Origin of the sequence: Streptomyces diastatochromogenes (genome assembly GCF_002242805.1) — a bacterium.
GTDB classification, from domain to species: domain Bacteria; phylum Actinomycetota; class Actinomycetes; order Streptomycetales; family Streptomycetaceae; genus Streptomyces; species Streptomyces diastatochromogenes.
Genome location: NZ_MCGQ01000022.1, coordinates 158243 through 175275 on the forward strand (window position 1 = coordinate 158243; position 17033 = coordinate 175275).

General features: G+C 69.8%; 17 protein-coding genes and 2 pseudogenes. 11 read left to right on the forward strand and 8 right to left on the reverse strand.

Annotated elements, in window-relative coordinates; translation table 11 throughout:
* Positions 1–145 precede the first annotated feature (145 nt).
* From BEK98_RS25830 to BEK98_RS25845, 4 genes and pseudogenes are all read right to left on the reverse strand, one after another.
* The gene (locus BEK98_RS25830; RefSeq protein ID WP_094219049.1) at positions 146–847 is read right to left on the reverse strand and encodes a type 1 glutamine amidotransferase domain-containing protein; all 702 of its coding nucleotides are present in this window, start codon (positions 845–847) and stop codon (positions 146–148) included.
* Positions 848–876: 29 nt separating this feature from the next.
* Positions 877–1266 (reverse strand): nuclear transport factor 2 family protein, encoded by a 390-nt coding sequence (locus tag BEK98_RS25835; protein WP_094219050.1) that lies wholly within the window; start codon positions 1264–1266, stop codon positions 877–879.
* Between the two features lie 42 nt (positions 1267–1308).
* Positions 1309–1908 (reverse strand): flavodoxin family protein, encoded by a 600-nt coding sequence (locus BEK98_RS25840; protein ID WP_094219051.1) that lies wholly within the window; start codon positions 1906–1908, stop codon positions 1309–1311.
* 208 nt (positions 1909–2116) lie between these two features.
* Positions 2117–2311: pseudogene (locus BEK98_RS25845) on the reverse strand (helix-turn-helix domain-containing protein); the annotation flags it as partial.
* 253 nt (positions 2312–2564) lie between these two features.
* Here BEK98_RS25845 and BEK98_RS25850 point away from each other — a divergent pair.
* From BEK98_RS25850 to BEK98_RS25860, 3 genes are all read left to right on the forward strand, one after another.
* The gene (locus tag BEK98_RS25850) at positions 2565–3581 is read left to right on the forward strand and encodes a zinc-dependent alcohol dehydrogenase family protein (RefSeq protein WP_094219053.1); all 1017 of its coding nucleotides are present in this window, start codon (positions 2565–2567) and stop codon (positions 3579–3581) included.
* Positions 3582–3730: 149 nt separating this feature from the next.
* Positions 3731–4147 (forward strand): cation:proton antiporter family protein, encoded by a 417-nt coding sequence (locus BEK98_RS25855; protein ID WP_143684158.1) that lies wholly within the window; start codon positions 3731–3733, stop codon positions 4145–4147.
* A 24-nt stretch (positions 4148–4171) separates the two neighbouring features.
* Complete coding sequence (locus BEK98_RS25860; RefSeq protein WP_094219055.1) at positions 4172–5107, forward strand: quinone oxidoreductase family protein; 936 nt, start codon at positions 4172–4174, stop codon at positions 5105–5107.
* Here the strand turns inward: BEK98_RS25860 and BEK98_RS49120 are convergent.
* The 4 genes and pseudogenes from BEK98_RS49120 to BEK98_RS25880 all read right to left on the reverse strand — a co-directional run.
* Positions 5102–5299: pseudogene (locus BEK98_RS49120) on the reverse strand (transposase); the annotation flags it as partial. The gene BEK98_RS25860 and the pseudogene BEK98_RS49120 sit on opposite strands and share 6 nt — an antisense overlap.
* Positions 5300–5653 carry a VOC family protein gene (locus BEK98_RS25870; protein WP_094219056.1) on the reverse strand — a complete coding sequence of 118 codons (354 nt, stop codon included), beginning with the start codon at positions 5651–5653 and terminating at the stop codon, positions 5300–5302. It lies immediately after the preceding pseudogene.
* Positions 5654–5822: 169 nt separating this feature from the next.
* Positions 5823–7424, reverse strand: coding sequence for a M4 family metallopeptidase (locus BEK98_RS25875; RefSeq protein WP_094219057.1), 1602 nt, complete (start codon positions 7422–7424; stop codon positions 5823–5825).
* Positions 7425–7572: 148 nt separating this feature from the next.
* Entirely contained in the window at positions 7573–8553 is a 981-nt protein-coding gene (locus BEK98_RS25880; protein WP_167444264.1) for a LysR family transcriptional regulator, read from the reverse strand.
* Positions 8554–8830: 277 nt separating this feature from the next.
* On the opposite strand from BEK98_RS25880, the gene BEK98_RS25885 reads away from it, so the two are divergent.
* From BEK98_RS25885 to wecB, 8 genes are all read left to right on the forward strand, one after another.
* Positions 8831–9898, forward strand: coding sequence for a glucose-1-phosphate thymidylyltransferase (locus BEK98_RS25885; RefSeq protein ID WP_094219147.1), 1068 nt, complete (start codon positions 8831–8833; stop codon positions 9896–9898).
* The gene (rfbB, locus tag BEK98_RS25890) at positions 9895–10905 is read left to right on the forward strand and encodes a dTDP-glucose 4,6-dehydratase (RefSeq protein WP_094219059.1); all 1011 of its coding nucleotides are present in this window, start codon (positions 9895–9897) and stop codon (positions 10903–10905) included. Before BEK98_RS25885 ends, rfbB begins: the two co-directional genes overlap by 4 nt.
* Entirely contained in the window at positions 10902–11795 is an 894-nt protein-coding gene (gene rfbD / locus BEK98_RS25895; RefSeq protein ID WP_094219060.1) for a dTDP-4-dehydrorhamnose reductase, read from the forward strand. The genes rfbB and rfbD overlap by 4 nt, the downstream gene beginning before the upstream one ends.
* Positions 11792–12391 carry an acyltransferase gene (locus BEK98_RS25900; protein WP_094219061.1) on the forward strand — a complete coding sequence of 200 codons (600 nt, stop codon included), beginning with the start codon at positions 11792–11794 and terminating at the stop codon, positions 12389–12391. Before rfbD ends, BEK98_RS25900 begins: the two co-directional genes overlap by 4 nt.
* A gap of 266 nt (positions 12392–12657) precedes the next feature.
* A complete protein-coding gene (locus BEK98_RS25905; RefSeq protein ID WP_094219062.1) occupies positions 12658–13821 on the forward strand; it encodes a hypothetical protein in 1164 nt (387 codons plus the stop codon).
* A complete protein-coding gene (locus BEK98_RS25910) occupies positions 13818–14588 on the forward strand; it encodes a WecB/TagA/CpsF family glycosyltransferase (RefSeq protein WP_094219063.1) in 771 nt (256 codons plus the stop codon). The genes BEK98_RS25905 and BEK98_RS25910 overlap by 4 nt, the downstream gene beginning before the upstream one ends.
* Positions 14588–15847, forward strand: a complete 1260-nt coding sequence (locus tag BEK98_RS25915; protein WP_094219064.1) for a nucleotide sugar dehydrogenase — start codon at positions 14588–14590, stop codon at positions 15845–15847. The genes BEK98_RS25910 and BEK98_RS25915 overlap by 1 nt, the downstream gene beginning before the upstream one ends.
* Before the next feature lie 3 nt (positions 15848–15850).
* A complete protein-coding gene (gene wecB, locus BEK98_RS25920) occupies positions 15851–16984 on the forward strand; it encodes a non-hydrolyzing UDP-N-acetylglucosamine 2-epimerase (RefSeq protein ID WP_094219065.1) in 1134 nt (377 codons plus the stop codon).
* Positions 16985–17033: the final 49 nt, after the last annotated feature.

Consider the following 17033-nt stretch of genomic DNA (forward strand, 5'->3'; position numbering starts at 1 on the left):
CCACTCCCCGTGGAGCTGGACGAACGTGAAGTGGCCGAGCGGGGTGTCCGGGCCGAGGTCCACCGGCCAGGTCTGGCCCACGCTGGGGAGAGTCGCGTTGCTGTCCCTCGGTACCGCTCTTTCCTTGAGCGGTGGTGCGGGGGTGTCAGCCGAGGGTCTTGACGACTTCCTGGGCCAGCGGGACGGCCGAGGCGGGGTTCTGGCCGGTGATGAGGGTGCGGTCCACCTCGAGGTGGGGAGCGAAGTTCTCCTCGCCCTTGCGGTAGTCCGCGCCCACGTCCGAGACGAGACGGTCCTGCAGGAGCCACTTGGCCCGGTCGGCGAGGCCGTTCTGGATCTCCTCGGAATTGGACAGACCGGTGAGGCGGTAGCCGGCGAACGGGGACTTGCCGTCGGCGTCCACCGTGGACAGCAGCGCGGCCGGGCCGTGGCACACCAGCGACACGATCTTGCCGGAGGCGAGCCAGTCGCTCAGCAGCTTGCCGGCCGCGGGGTCGTCGGACAGGTCCTCCATCGGGCCCCAGCCGCCGGGGACGAACACCGCGTCGTAGTCGTCGATGTTCACGTCCTCGATGCGGATGGGGTTCGCCAGTTCGGTGGCCTCGCGCAGGGCGGTCTTCATCTGCTCGGCGCCCTCCTCACCACCGTTGAAGTCCGGCGTGAGGCTGAGCGCGTCGGCGGTCGGCGGGACGCCGCCCGGGGTGGCCGCAGCGATCTCGTAGCCGGCCTCCTTGAAGACGCCGTACGGACCGATGGCCTCCTCGGCCCAGAAGCCGGACGGCTGCTCGAACCCGTCGGCCAGGGTCCAGTGGTCGGCGGCCGTGATGAGGAAGAGGATCTTCGCCATGGGGTGCTCCCAGAGGTGAGTGCGGGCGGTCAGTTGTTCGCGGCCTGCTGGACGACGTGGCTGTCGGCGGCCTGGACGAGGTGGGTGAGCTTGCCGTCGCGAGCCGTCCACAGGTGGATGAAGCGCGCGTCCGACTCCTGTCCGGACTTGGACACCGCGTGGTAGTGGCCGCGCACGAAGACGTGCTCCCCGGCGTCGTAGAACTCCTCGGCCACCGCGCCGAAGGAGGTGAAGCGCGGCGCGAGCCGGCCGAAGAAGTCGCCGCCGGCGCTCGCCCAGGTCTTGTAGACGCCGCCGTAGGGGAAGCCGGGGGTGATGTCCCAGACGATCTCGGGGTCGATGACCTCGGCGACCACGTCCGGGGCCATGCCGGAGTCGTAGAGCCGGCGGACGAGAGCGAGGTTCGGGGAGTCGGACATGGTGCTGCTCCTTGTTCAGGTCAGGCTGCGGGGGGCTTGGGTTCAGGCGGCGAGGGCGGCGCGGCCGGCGCGGAAGAACGCGGTCTGCTGTGCGACGCGGGCGCCGAGGCCCTCTGCGGTGGCGATGTCGGACTTGTGGACGGCCTCCGGGCCGGCATCGACCGGGGTCTGGGCACCCGCACCGACGAAGTAGCCCAGACGGTTGACGTCGTCCTCGCTGCCCTCGGTGGAGGCCCAGCCCGGCTGGACGCCGAGGCTGACCCAGTGCATGCCGTGCTGGGCGGCCATGGTGAAGAAGTAGCCGAGGGTCGAGGACTTGTCGCCGTTCTTGGCACCGGAGTTGGTGAAGCCGGCGGCGATCTTGTCGGCCCACGTCTGGGTGTACCAGCGCTTGCTGCTGGCCTCGGCGAAGGTGTGGAAGGCGGCGGAGGCGGTGCCCATGTAGGTGGGGGCACCGAAGATGATCGCGTCGGCGGCGTCCAGCTGCGCCCACTGCTCGTCGGTGATCGTGTCCACGGGTATCGAGATCACCTCGGCACCGGCTTCGGCGGCACCGCGCGCGACGGCCTCGGCGATGACAGCGGTGTGGCCGTAGCCGGAATGGAAAGCGACGGCGACCGTGGGGCGGGCGGTGGAGGACATGGGGGTATTGCTCCTCGAAAAGAATCGCGTGAATCGTGCTCCGGAAGCATGGCACGGAATTCAAAAGCGAAGGTAGGAAGGATTTATCCCTGGTCGGGATTTGCTCCTGACCGAGAGGAAGGCACGCTCCCCTGCCTTTTCTTTAGCCGCCCTGCTGGGCCGCGGCCCAGGAGGAGAGAAAGCGCAGCCCGTCGTAGTTACGCGGGGGGGGCGTGCGCCCCTGCTCCAACCGGGTGTAGTAGTTGGTGCTGATGGTGGCCAGCACGGCCACCTCGTCCCGGCGCAGGCCGGCCACGCGCCGCCGCCGGTCGGTTTCGGGCGGGCCGACCGTGCGGGGGCCGAGTTCGGCCCGGTGGGCCTTCAGGAAGTGACCCAGCTCCTTACGGTGGGCACTGCTGTTCATGCTGGCCAGTCTGCGCTGTCCGCCACTCGGGTGGGTAGGAAGGTTTTATCCCTGGATACTTCCGCCCTGGGGTGCAATTCTCCTCTGTACGGGCCCTGTGAGCGGTGACAGATTCATTGACCGGAAATTACTTTTCATAAGCCGTAGACACTTCCGTATACCCCATGGGACATCGTCGAGGAATGCGGCACGTCCGGGTGACACCGCTGCCTCAGCAGCAGCCCCGCCCGAGAAACGCACCAGGAGAAAAGACATGCGAGCAACCGTGATCCACGCCCCCGGCGACATCCGGGTGGAGGACGTCCCCGGGCCCAGGATCGTCAAGCCGACGGACGCGATCATCCGTACGGTCGCCACGTGTGTATGCGGCTCGGACCTGTGGCCGTATCGCGGTCTGGAGCCGGTCGGTGACCCGCACCCGATGGGCCACGAGTACGTCGGCGTCGTCGAAGAGACCGGCAGCGAGGTCACCCACGTCAAGCCCGGGCAGTTCGTGGTCGGCTCCTTCGCCACCTCCGACAACACCTGCGCCAACTGCCGGAAGGGCTGGCAGTCCTCCTGCCTGAACCGCGAGTTCATGAGCACGTGTCAGGCCGAGTACGTGCGCATCCCCAACGCCCACGGCACCCTGGTCGCTACGGACGAGCACCCCTCCGGCGATCTCGTGCCCGGCCTGCTTGCCGTCTCCGACGTGATGGGCACCGGCTGGTACGCCGCCCTGGCCGCCGAGGTCAAGCCGGGCTCGACGGCCGTGGTGGTCGGTGACGGCGCGGTCGGCCTGTGCGGTGTCATCGCCGCGAAGGAACTCGGCGCGGAGCGGATCATCGCCATGAGCCGCCACGAGTCCCGGCAGAAGCTGGCCCTGGAGTTCGGCGCGACCGACATCGTGACCGAGCGCGGCGAGGACGGCGTCACCCGTATCAAGGACCTCACCGGCGGCATCGGCGCCGACTCCGTGCTGGAGTGCGTCGGCACCGCCCAGTCCATGCGGCAGGCCCTGCACTCGGCCCGCCCGGGTGGCAACGTCGGCTTCGTCGGCGTACCGCACGAGGTGGCCGTCGACGGCCAGGAGCTGTTCTTCTCCCAGGTCGGCCTGCGTGGCGGCCCGGCTCCCGTCCGCCGCTACCTGCCCGACCTGATCGACCGCGTGCTGTCCGGCCACATCAACCCGGGCAAGGTCTTCGACCTCACCCTGCCCCTGGACCAGGTCGCCGAGGGCTACAAGGCGATGGACGAACGCCGCGCCATCAAGACCCTCCTCACGCCCTGAGCCAGTCGCCTCGTGGGCGTGAGCTGCCCCAACCGCGCTCACGGCCACGGGGGCACACCCACCGCACGACCGTGGAGGAGGCAAGCCCATGACGACCCGACCGCAGCTTCATCGTCTTCGTCGCTTCCGGCGTCATCCTCGTGACGCTGGTGGTGCAAGGGCTCCTGCTGCCGGTGGCGGTGCGCTGGGCGAAGCTGCCGCCAGACACCTCGGTCGACGAGAAACACGACCTCGCCGAGACCGTCGCCATCAATGAGGCGATCAAGGTGATGCCCCAGCTCGCCGTCGATCTGCGGTCCGAACCGAAGATCGTCGAGTGGCTACGGCAGGAGTACGAGGCCCACCTGGCGTCCGTCCGGGCCAGGAGCGCGGGAGCCCACGGCGACCCCGCGGTGCTCCAGCACCAGAACTGCCTCGCGCTGCGCCTGGCCCTCATCGCCCACGAACGCGGCACCGTCGTCCGGTTGCGCGACGAGCGCCGGATCGACGACACCGTCCTGCGCCGCCTGCGGGCCGCCCTCGACAGCGAAGAGATCCGCCTGTCGGGCGGCGCGGCGGTCGAATGACTCATCTCCGAGGAAGGACCTTGTATGAAGGCCATAGGCCTGACTGAATTCGGCGGGCCCGACGTACTGCGGGTCCTGGACCTTCCGGTCCCCGAGGCCGGGCCGGGCGAGATCCGGATCCGTGTACACGCGGCGACGGTCAACCCCGTCGACACGTTGGTGCGCCGCGGAATCGCCTTCGTCTCCGACGCCGAGCCGCCCTACGTTCCAGGGATGGACGCGGCCGGCGTGGTCGAGCGGATCGGTGAGGGAACCGACACCGATCTCCAGGTCGGCGAGCGCGTCATGGCTGTCGTGGTCGTCTCCGGGACGCACGGCGCCTACGCCGAGCACGTGGTCGTCCCCGCCGAGTCGGTGGTCCGCGTACCGGCGGGCGCGACCGATGTCGAGGCCGCCACACTGCCGATGAACGGGCTGACGGCCCGTATGGCACTGGACCTGCTGGAACTCCCCACGGGGGCGACCGTGGCGGTCACCGGAGCGGCCGGCGCGGTCGGCGGCTACGCCGTCCAGCTGGCCAAGGCGGACGGGTTCCGGGTGATCGCCGACGCGGCGCCGAAGGACGAGCTACTGGTGAAGGAACTCGGGGCTGACGTGGTCCTGCCTCGCGGTAGCGAGTTCCCGGAGCTGGTGCTCAAGGAGATACCCGACGGTGTCGACGGACTCGTCGACACCGCGGGCGTCGCCGGGCTCGTCATCCGCGCGGTGCACGACGGTGGCCGGGTGGCCTCGTCGGTCGGCGGCGTCCAAGTCCCCGTTGAACGCGGCATAGAGACCCGGAGCACCTTCGTGCCGCACTACGCACGCGAACACGCCAAGCTCGACCGCCTCCGCCGCCTGGCGGAACAAGGCAGACTCACCCCACGAATCGCCCACACCCTCACGGCCGAGCAGGCCACCGAAGCGCACCGGTTGCTGGAAGCGGGTGGCCTCCGGGGGCGCGTGGTGCTCACCTTCTGAGCCTCGGCGAGCAATGCGCGGGATGATGCCGCGTGTGCGTAACCATCGCCGCAGGTAGGGGTAGTCGTAGCCCTTGTCCGCGTGCAGCTTGGCCGGGCGTCGGCGTAGTGGCCCGCGGCGTGAGCGGATCGGTGGGATGCCTTGCACGAGCGTCTGCAGGGCTTGGCTGTCATAGGTGTTGGCCGCGGATATTCAGGCAGGCTGCCACAGCTCGATCCGATTGCCCTCGGGATCGGTGACCCAGCCGAATCGGCCGACGCCCTCCATGTCCTGCGTCTCCTCGGCCACGTCCGCTCCCTTGGCGCGCAGTTGCGCGAGCATCGCGTCGAGGTCGCCGACCCGGAAGTTGAGCATGGTTCGCTGGGCGCGGGACCCGAAGTAGTCGGTGTCGGACTCGAACGTCGCGAACACCGTCGGCCCGGCTCCCTGACGCCACAGGCCGTTCTCGTCGGCGTCCAGGCCCAGGCAGTCGCGGTACCACGCGTTCAGGGCCGCCGGGTCGGTGGCCCGCAGGAAGTATCCGCCGATTCCAAGCACACGTTCCATGCCGCCATCTTGCCAGGACGGCGCTCGGGCGGGCCTGCACCACACCCTCACCCGCTGCACCCCCGGCTCAACCGCGGGTCGCCGGAAACGCCGGGGCCCGGGCGACGACTGTGGGGGTCCACGTCGTCGTCCGGGCCGGCTCCCCCGGGTCAGGCGGGGTGTCGGTGTCTCAGGAGACGTTGACCGCGCTCCAGGCCGCGGCCACGGTGGCGTACTCGGTGCTGGTGGCGCCGTAGAGGTCCTTCGCCGCGTTCAGAGTGGCGGTGCGGGCGCCCTTGTAGTCCGTGGTGGAGGTCATGTAGACGGTCAGCGCCCGGTACCAGATGGCGGAGGCCTTCTTGTTGCCGATGCCGGTGACGGTGGAGCCGTTGCAGGTGGGGCTGTTGTAGGAGACGCCGTTGATGGTCTTGGCGCCGCTGCCCTCGCTCGCGAGGTAGAACCAGTGGTTGCCGACGCCCGAGGAGTAGTGCACGTCGAGGCGGCCGACCGACTTCGACCAGCAGTCGGCGGAGCGGCCGTCCAGGGACGGCTTGTCGAAGCGGCGCAGCCACGGCGGGGTGGACTGGTCGCTGAAGAGGTAGTCGGGGGTGTCGACCGGGTTGTTGGCGTACCACTCGACCATGGTGCCGAGGATGTCACTGGTGGCCTCGTTCAGGCCGCCGGACTCACCGCTGTAGCGCAGGTTGGCGGTGGCCGAGGTGACGCCGTGGGTCATCTCGTGACCCATGGTGTCGAGGTCGACCTGCTCGGGGTCGGTGGTGCCGTCGCCGTCGCCGGTCAGCATGCAGAAGCAGGAGTCCGACCACTGGGCATTGTCCCAGTTGGTGCCGACGTGGACGAAGACGGTGGCGCCGCGGCCGTCGTTCTTGATGCCGTTACGGCCGAAGGTCGACTTGTAGTAGTCGAACGTCTCCGCGGTGTTGGCGTGCGCGTCGACGGCGGCGGTGGCGCGGTCGGTGGAGAACTTCCTGCCGTCGCCCCAGGTGTTGTCGGCGTCGGTGAACAGGGTGCCGGATGTGCTCTTCACGGACGAGGACGAGAGGTTGTGTGCGTCCTTGGTGATGTGGCCGCGCACCGGGTCGATCAGGGCGAAGGTGCCGTCGGCCTGCTGGGTGGTGTCGATGCCGACGTCACCGGTGTACTCGGAGTGGCCGGTGCCGGTCGCCTCGCGCTCGGCGTCGTAGTTCTCGATCGCCGCGCCGGTGGTGGCGTCGGTGACGAAGACCTCGCCGTGCGGCTGGCCCTTGTCGCCCAGGCCCTGCACGGTGGTGCGCCAGGCCAGGCGGGGGGTGCCGTCGGCGGCCCACACAATCAGCTCGGGGGTGGACTTGGCCTTGCGCACCAACCCGTGCGAGCGCTTCAGGGCGCTTGCCGCGGTGCCCTTGGCGTCGACGGCGGGTGTGACGGACTTGAGTGCCACCTTGTGGGCCTTGGCGCGGGTGGATCCCTTGAGCGAGCCGTCGGCCTTCTGGTGGACGACGAAGTCGCCACCGACGACGGGGAGGCCGTGGTAGGTCCGTTCGAAGCGGACGTGCTGGGTGCCGTCGGCGTCGATGACGACGTCCTTGACGTGGAGTCTCTGGCCCGCACCAAAACCGAAGGTGTCGGCGTGCCGGGTCACGTTCGCCTTGGCCTGGGATATCGCCGTGTCGCGGACGGAAATTCCGCCCCGCACTGCGCTGGTCTGCGAGTGCGCGGGTACGGCCATCGCGCCCGTGGTGATGACGCCGGCTGCGACCATCGCGGAAAGGGCAAGAAGGGGACGGGGCATGACGGGGTGATTCCTTCGCTCGTCGTGGGGTGACGACGCCCTGGGGGACGTTGACGCGAAGTGTTCACCAGGTGACATGTTCCTGACGTGACTTCATCTGGGATATAACCGCGGAGTTATAGGGCAGGGGGAGCCGTGGCCCGGGCGGTCACCTGCGCTCGCCGAGGGCGAACTCCTCTCCCCCGTCCTCCCACCAGGCCAGATACTGCGGCCGCTGCCGCACCAGCGACAGATAGGCGGCCAGCAGACGCTCGCCTGCCGCGTCGGCGAGTTCGAGCGGAACCGATTCCGTGTTCCAGGCCAGCAGCAGCCGCCGGTGGAACGGGACGTCCACGAGCGGCCGCTGCACGGTGCCGTGGGCGGGGACGTCGGCGGTCGGCCATACGCCGCAGACGGCACGCCGGCCGGCGACCAGGATCTGCGCCACGGACAGGTCCGGCGTCACATGGGCGATGCGCGGAGTGAATCCCGCCGACTGACAGGTGAGATGAAGGTACGCGTGTACACCGCTCTCGTCGGCCTCCGGCATGACCCACTCCTCGCCCGCCAGCTCATGGAGGCCGACCACCTCCTGGCGCGCCAGCGGGTGGTCTTCGGGGAGCAGGACGAAGACCGGCTCGCGCAGCAGTGTGCGCGTCTTCACCGACTCGCCGACCGGAAGCGGGAAGCCGGGGAACTCGCCGAACACCGCGATGTCGCATTTCGACAGGCTCAGCGATTTCACCAGGGTGTGCACCGAACGGCGGGCGTCTATGGTGAGCCGGCGTTCCGGGACGAGTTCGAAGAGGGCGGAGACCAGCAGGGACATCAGGGGGCCGGCGGTTCCGCCCGCCCTCAGTGGCGCGGCGGCCTTTCGGTCCGTCTCGGCCGCCGATCGTGCGTGCTCGCGCAGCCGGTCGAAGCCGACGACGAGGTCACGGGCGCAGCGCAGGACGTACTGTCCGTTCTCGTTCGGGGTCACCCCGTCCGCGCGGCGGATGAAGAGCGGGCCGCCCAGCTCGTGTTCGATCCGCTTCAGCTGAGCGCTCGTGGCCGGCTGGGACAGCTGCAGCCGTGCGGCGGCCTTGCGGATGCTGCCGGCCTCGGCGACGGTGAGCAGGATACGGAGATGCCGGAACTCCAGGTGCATGACCATTCCCCGCTCAGCGCGGGGGCCCCTGCACCCCCCTTGACCAGCAGAACCCGTTGCCCGACGGCATGGTGACCAAGAGTCCGACGGCCCCGTGGGGGCGGCAACCAAGGGACGGTAAAACCTGCGTGCGAACGCTACGGCGTTCCACCCTCGACGGCGAGCGATCGCCTGCCGGTTACTCCCGAGACGTGCGGGATGCCCACGGTGTCCCAAACGGACCGTACATATGCGGAATCCTTTCTTCGGCGAGTCCGGCGTCAGTAGGGTGACCTCCGTGAAGGCACTCCTGTTGTCCGGTGGCTCAGGTACCCGTTTGCGCCCCATCACGCATACGTCGGCGAAACAACTCGTACCGGTCGCGAACAAGCCGGTGCTGTTCTACGGTCTGGAGGCGATCGCCGGGGCGGGCATCACCCAGGTCGGGATCATCGTCGGGGACACCGCCGAGGAGATCCGGGAGGCGGTCGGCGACGGTTCCGCGTTCGGTCTCGACGTCACCTACATCCCGCAGGCTGCTCCGCTGGGGCTGGCCCATGCGGTGCTGATCGCCCGCGAGTTCCTGGGCGACGACGACTTCGTGATGTACCTCGGCGACAACTTCATCGTCGGTGGCATCACGGATCTGGTGGACGCCTTCCGGGCCGAGCGGCCTCAGGCGCAGATCCTGTTGACGAAGGTGCCGAACCCGACCGCGTTCGGGGTGGCCGAGCTGGACGCGGCGGGCCAGGTGATCGGCCTGGAGGAGAAGCCCAGCCATCCCAAGAGCGAGCTGGCGCTGGTGGGCGTCTATCTGTTCACCCCGGCGATCCACGAGGCCGTACGGTCCATCGAGCCGTCCTGGCGCGGCGAGTTGGAGATCACGCATGCCATCCAGTGGCTGATCGACGCCGGGCGCGATGTGCGCTCCACGACGATCTCCGGGTACTGGAAGGACACCGGGAACGTCACCGACATGCTCGAGGTCAACCGCTCGGTGCTGGAGACCCTGGAGCGCCGGATCGACGGCACGGTCGACGACGACAGCGAGATCATCGGCCGGGTGCGGATCGAGCCCGGGGCGAAGGTGACCGGCAGCCGGATCGTGGGCCCGGTGGTCGTCGGCGCGAACACCGTGATCACCGACTCCTATGTCGGCCCCTTCACCTCGATATCCGGCGACTGCCGGATCGAGGACAGCGAGATCGAGTACTCGATCGTGCTGCGCGACTCCTCGGTGAGCGGCGTCCGGCGGGTGGAGGCCTCCCTCATCGGCCGCAACGTCGAGGTCACTCCCGCGCCCCGCAAGCCCGCCGCCCACCGTTTCGTCCTCGGCGACCACAGCAAGGTGCAGATCTCGTCATGACGACCCCTTCCTCTCCCGCCCGCCCGACCCGGATCCTGGTGACCGGCGGCGCCGGTTTCATCGGCTCGCACTACGTCCGCACGCTCCTCGGCCCGGCCGACCCGGGCGATGTGGCGGTCACGGTGCTGGACAAGCTCACCTACGCGGGCAATCCGGCCAACCTCGACGCGGTGGGCGATCACCCCGGATTCGCCTTCGTCAAGGGCGACATCTGCGACGCCGAGCTGGTCGACGAGTTGCTCGCCCGGCACGACGAGGTCGTCCACTTCGCCGCCGAGTCGCACGTGGACCGATCCATCGACGGCGGGGCGGAGTTCGTCCGCACGAACGTGGTGGGCACGCACACCCTGGTCGACGCCGCCCACCGGGCCGGGATCAGGACCTTCGTGCACGTCTCCACCGACGAGGTGTACGGCTCCGTCGACTCCGGCTCCTGGCCGGAGACCGACCCCCTGCGCCCCAACTCCCCGTACGCCGCATCCAAGGCGTCCAGCGACCTGATCGCCCTCGCCTACCACCGCACCCACGGTCTCGACGTACGGGTGACCCGCTGCTCCAACAACTACGGGCACCACCAGTTCCCCGAGAAGGTCATCCCGCTCTTCGTCACCAACCTGCTGGACGGCAGGAAGGTCCCGCTGTACGGCGACGGCGGCAACATCCGTGACTGGCTGCACATCGACGACCACGTCCAGGGCATCGAGCTGGTGCGCACCAAGGGGCGGGCCGGTGAGGTCTACAACATCGGCGGCGGCACCGAGCTGTCCAACAAGGAGCTGACCGCCCTGCTGCTGGAGGCCTGCGGCGCGGGCTGGGACACGAGCGTCGAGTACGTCGCCGATCGCAAGGGCCACGACCGCCGCTACTCCGTGGACTGCGCCAAGATCCGCACGGAACTCGGCTACGAGCCCCGCAAGGACTTCGCCACCGGCCTTGCGGAGACGGTCACTTGGTACCGCGAGAACCGCGCCTGGTGGGAGGCGCTGAAGGAGCGCGTGGCGCCGTGACCTCCACGTGGCTGATCACCGGCGCCACCGGGATGCTCGGGCAGGACGTCGTGGCGCGGCTCCGCCGGGACGGCGAGAAGGTCGTCGGCCTGGCCCGGGAGGGTCTCGACATCACCGACGCCGGCGCGGTCCACGACGCGGTCGACGCGCACCGGCCCCGGATCGTGGTCAACTGCGCCGCGTGGACGGCCGTCGACGACGCCGAGGCGCGCGAGGCGGACGCCCTGCGGGTCAACGGCGACGGGCCCGGGCACCTCGCCGAGGCGTGTGCGAAGACCGGCGCCAGGCTGGTTCAGGTCTCCACGGACTACGTGTTCGCGGGCGACGCCGCCGGCCCGTACCGCGAGGACGCCCCGACGGCACCGCGCAGCGCGTACGGACGTACGAAGCAGGCGGGGGAACAGGCCGTGCTGGCCGCGCTCCCGGACGCGGGGTATGTCGTGCGTACGGCCTGGCTGTACGGGGCGGGGGGCCGGAATTTCGTCAGCACGATGATCGGACTCGAGTCCGTCAAGGACACCGTCGACGTGGTGGACGACCAGTACGGACAGCCCACCTGGACCGTGGACCTCGCGGACCGGCTGGTACGGCTCGGGCAGGCCGCCCTCGCCGGTACCGCGCCCGCCGGGATCTACCACGGCACCAGCGGTGGGGAGACGACCTGGTGCGGCCTGGCCCAGGAGATCTTCCGGCTGCTGGGCGCGGACCCCGGACGCGTCCGGCCGACCACCAGCACCGCTTTCGCGCGGCCCGCTCCCCGCCCCTCGTACAGCGTCCTGGGGCACGACCGCTGGCGCCGGGCGGGGATCGAACCCATCCGTCCCTGGCGCGAGGCGCTGGAGGCGGCTTTTCCGGCTCTGCTCGACGAAAAGAGAGGTCCAGCCCGGTGAGCTTCACGATCCAGCCGACCGCACAGGTCGACGAGACGGCCACGGTCGGTGACGGAACGACGGTCTGGGATCTGGCCCAGATACGGGAGGACGCCCGGCTGGGCAGCGGGTGCATCGTGGGCCGGGGAGCCTATGTGGGGCCGGGGGTGCGGATCGGCGACCACGTGAAGCTCCAGAACTACGCCTTGGTCTACGAACCCGCGGTGCTCGGTGACGGGGTGTTCGTCGGCCCGGCGGCGGTGCTCACCAACGACTACTTTCCCCGTTCGGTGGACCCGGAGGGCCGGCTGAAGCGCGGTGGTGACTGGCAGGCCGTGGCGGTGGTGGTGGCCGAGGGGGCGTCGCTGGGGGCCCGTTCGGTGTGTGTGGCGCCGGTACGCGTCGGTCGTTGGGCGCTGGTCGCGGCGGGTGCCGTGGTGACGCGGGACGTGCCGGACTTCGCGCTCGTGGCCGGCGTTCCGGCGCGCCGGATCGGCTGGGTCGGCCGGGCCGGCGTACGACTGGTCGAGCGCGAAGGGGAGTCGGGCGGATGGGAGTGCCCGGAGACGGGCGCGCTGTACGACGAGAAGGACGGCGAACTCGTGGAACGCGCATGACACCTGATTCTCCCAAAACGCCAATCCTCGAACATCCGCAGGCATAACATGTGTGCGAACTGTGCAGGCCGGGCACAGTGAGCACACATGCCAGTAGTGCCCAGGGGGGGTACCGGGTGGGGACACCTGTGTCTGCAGCGAGGAGTGACGACCGCTCCGGCGCCTGACGTCTGACGTCTGCCTTCCGCCGCGTGACCTTCGGCGACGCGGCGATCACGAGTCTGTTCAAAACACAGGACCCACAGGGGGGTTGGTGTGTCCCAACGATGACCATCACACGTCTGCAGGCGCTCGGTCATGAGGAACCGCCGCTGCTCGCACTCGCCCAACGACTCCTCGCGGTCGCCGAGTCGGGGCTCGGGTCGATGCTGCTCCCCGGCGGCGAGGTCTTCGCCTTCACCATGGCCGGGCGGCAAGCCCCCGACGGTTCCTGGACCTTGGAGCGGCGCGGGACCAGTACCCGGTACGCGGCCATCACCGCGCTGGGCACCCGGTTCCTCCCCGAGGACCGCCAGCGTGCGGTGCTCGCGGGACGTACCGCCCAGGAGTTCACGGGTCTGCTGATCGAGTCACTGCCCGCGGTGACCAACCTCGGTGACGCGGCGCTCATCGCCTGGGCCGCCGCCGAGACCGGGCACCCCAAACTGTCCGACGCCCTCGCGCGGGTCGAGGCCCTGGACGAGGAGGGCCGGCCGCAGTACACCGTCGAGGCGGCGTGGGTGCTGTCCGCCCTCGCGGCGGCTCGCGACACGGTCGACGTGGAGAGACGTTTCACCGCAGCCCGCGACCGTCTGCTGCGGGCCCGGATCGGCGACAGCCCGCTGTTCCCGCACGCCACCGGGCCCGGTCTGGTGCCCTGGTACCGGGCGCATGTGAGCTGCTTCGCCGACCAGACCTACCCGCTCCAGGCCCTGGCCCGCGCACACGCCAGTGGCGACGGCGACCCGGAGGCGCTGGCCGCGGCCGAGGCGTGCGCGGCACGCATCTGCGAGCTGCAGGGGGACGGCGGGCAGTGGTGGTGGCACTACGACGCGCGCACCGGCGGTGTCGTGGAGGGCTACCCGGTCTACAGCGTCCACCAGCACGCGATGGCACCGACCGCCCTGTTCGATCTCACCGACGCCGGCGGCACCGACTTCGGCGCGTCGATCCGCAAGGGCCTGCGCTGGATGACGGACGTGCCCGAACTGGCCGGCGCGGAACACCGGGAGCCGTTGATCCTCGACAAGCTGGGCGTCACCTGGCGCAAGGTCTACCGGGGCGATCCGAAGAAGGCCGTACGCGCCGCCCGAGGGCTCGGGACCCGCATCGCTCCGAACCTCCGGCTGAAGTCCCTGGACCGGGTGTACCGCCCGGTCTCCGTGGACCGCGAATGCCGGCCGTACGAGTTCGGCTGGATGCTCTACGCCTGGCAGGGGGGCCGGATATGAGCGAGCGTCAGTCTCTGTTCGGGATCGAGCTGGACCCGCTGACCATGGACGAGACCGTACAGCGCTGCCTGGAGGCGGTCCGGGACGGCAGACAGCTCGAGGTCGGGGTGGTCAACGCCGCCAAGCTGGTGAACATGCGGCGCGACCCCCGGCTCGCCCGGGCCGTGGCCGGCTGCGATCTCGTCGTCGCCGACGGGCAGGCCGTGGTCTGGGCCGGCCGGGTCCTGCGCGCCCCGTTACCGGAACGGGTGGCCGGGATCGACCTGTTCCTGCGGCTGCTCGCCGAGGCGGAATCGGCGGGCATGTCCGTGTACTTCCTCGGCGCCAGACAGGACGTGCTGGAGGAGATGCTGCGCCGGGTCGCCGACCGCTTCCCCGGCCTGAAGGTGGCCGGCAGCCGCAACGGCTACTTCGACGACTCCCAGCAGGAGGCCGTGGCGGACGCGATCGCCCGCAGCGGCGCCCAGATGCTGTTCCTCGGCATGACCTCGCCGAAGAAGGAGATCTTCACCGCCGCCTACGGCGCACGCACCGGCGCCCGCGTCGTGCACGGAGTCGGAGGCTCCTTCGACATCCTGGCCGGAGTCACCAAGCGGGCCCCCGAGACCTGGCAGCGGTGGGGACTCGAATGGCTCTACCGCGCGCTCCAGGAGCCGCGCCGCCTGGGCCGGCGCTATCTCACCACCAATGCTGCCTTCCTCGTCATGACGGCGCGCGAGTTCATCCGGCTCACCCCGTCGCCCGCTTCCGCGAACAGGAGTCACTGATGCGCGTCGTCGTGGTCGGACAGGGATACGTCGGCCTGCCACTGGCCATCCGCGCCGCCGAGGTCGGACACGAGGTGATCGGCTACGACGTCGACGCCCGGCGGATCAAGAGCCTTTCCGCCGGTGAGTCCTTCGTCGAGGACGTCTCCTCCGAGCGGATCCGCGCGGCACTGGACCGCGGTGCCTACCGCCCGAGCGAGTCGGCCCGCGACTGCGGCGGTTTCGACATCGCCGTCGTGACCGTCCCGACCCCGCTGCACGAGGGCAGCCCCGACCTGCGGTACATCAAGGAGTCGGCGGCCACCCTCGCCCGCTACCTTCGCCCGGGAGCCACCGTGGTCCTGGAGTCGACCACCTATCCCGGCACCACCCAGGAGCTGTTCGCCCCGATCCTGGAGGACGGCTCGGGCCTGACCGCGGGCACCGACTTCCACCTCGGCTACAGCCCGGAGCGGATCGACCCCGGCAACGCCGTCTGGGGCCTCAAGGAGACCCCGAAGGTCGTCTCCGGCGTCGACGCGGCCTCCCTCAAGGCAGTTCAGGACTTCTACGGCCAACTCGTGGACACCACCGTGCCGGTGGGCTCGCCGAAGGAGGCCGAACTCGCCAAGCTGCTGGAGAACACCTTCCGGCATGTGAACATCGCGCTGGTCAACGAGATCGCGATGTTCGCCCACCACCTGGACATCGACGTCTGGCAGGCCATCGACGCCGCCTCCACCAAGCCGTTCGGCTTCATGAAGTTCACGCCCGGACCGGGCGTCGGCGGTCACTGCCTGCCGATCGACCCCTCGTACCTGTCCTGGCGCGTCCAGCGCGAACTCGGCCAGAGCTTCCGCTTCGTGGAACTGGCCAACGACATCAACAACCACATGCCCGAGTACGTGGCACGCCGTATCAGCGACCTGTTCAACGAGAGACGTCGTTCCGTGAACGGCTCGCGCATCCTGCTGCTCGGCCTGGCGTACAAGAAGAACACCGGTGACGCCCGCGAGTCGCCCGCCCTGCGCATCTCCCAACTGCTGCTCGACATGGGGGCCAAGGTCAAGGCGGCGGATCCGCACGTCGTCGAGAGTCTGCCGGTGGACACCCGGCTGGTGCGGGTCGAACTGACGGCGGAGGAGCTGACGGATTCCGACGTCGTGGTCCTGCTCACCGACCACGACAGCTTCGACTACGAACTCGTCGCCGAACACGCCCCCTTCGTCCTGGACTGCCGCCGGCGGCTGTCGTCCGGACCCACGATCGAGGTGCTCTGACCCATGCCGCGAGTCGTCTGCGTCGCCGGGGCGCGGCCCAACTACATGAAGATCAAACCGGTGATGGACGCCCTGGAACGCCGGGGCGCCGAGGTGCTCCTCGTCCACACCGGCCAGCACTACGACCCGGCCATGAACGACGTGTTCTTCGCCGACCTCGGCATCCGGCCGCCCGACCGCTTCCTCGGGGTCGGCTCCGGCACCCACGCCGAGCAGACCGGACGCGTGATGACCGCGTTCGAGCCACTTCTCGGCGAGGTGTCCCCGGACATCGTCGTCGTGGTCGGCGACATCAACTCCACGCTGGCCTGCGCCCTGGTCACCGCCAAGGCCGGACCGCTGCTGGCGCACGTGGAGGCCGGCCTGCGCAGCCGCGACTGGAGCATGCCGGAGGAGGTCAACCGCGTAGCCACCGACCGCGTCAGCGACTACCTGTTGGCCCCCTCGCCCGATGCCGTCGTGAACCTGCGCGCGGAGGGCTACCGGGACGACCAGATCCATCTCGTCGGCAACGTCATGATCGACACGCTGCTGACCAACCTGGAACGGGCCCGGGCCTCGGACGTCCTCGGCCGATACGGCCTGTCCAGAGGCGAGTTCGGCCTGGTCACCCTGCATCGCCCCGCCAACGTGGACGACCCCGAGGTCCTCGCCGGGCTACTGAAGGCCCTGGGCGAGATCGCCGACCGCTGCCCGCTCCTGCTGCCCGTGCACCCGCGCGCGGCCGGACGGCTGGCCGAGATCGGCGTCCCCGGAGGCGTCCGGCTCGTACCGCCCGCCGGATACCTGGACTTCATCGCCCTGCAGGACGCCGCCCGCCTCGTGCTGACCGACTCGGGCGGCGTACAGGAGGAGACCACCGCGCTGGGCGTGCCCTGTGTGACCCTGCGGGACAACACCGAGCGGCCCATCACCGTCGAGCAGGGCACCAATGTGCTGGCCGGCCGGGATCCGGCGCGGATCGTGTCCACCGTGCACCGGGTGCTGGACGATCCTCCGGCGCCGCGCCGGCCCGACCTGTGGGACGGCCGCGCGAGCGACCGTATCGCCGAGGTGCTGCTGGAGGGAGGCACCGCGCGCACCCGGCCGAGACCGACCGACCAGCCGAGGCCCACGGACCGAACGCTCCCCATATGATCCGCTTGCAACATATGCTCGTCGAACGTCTGGTCGTAAGGGGGGACCA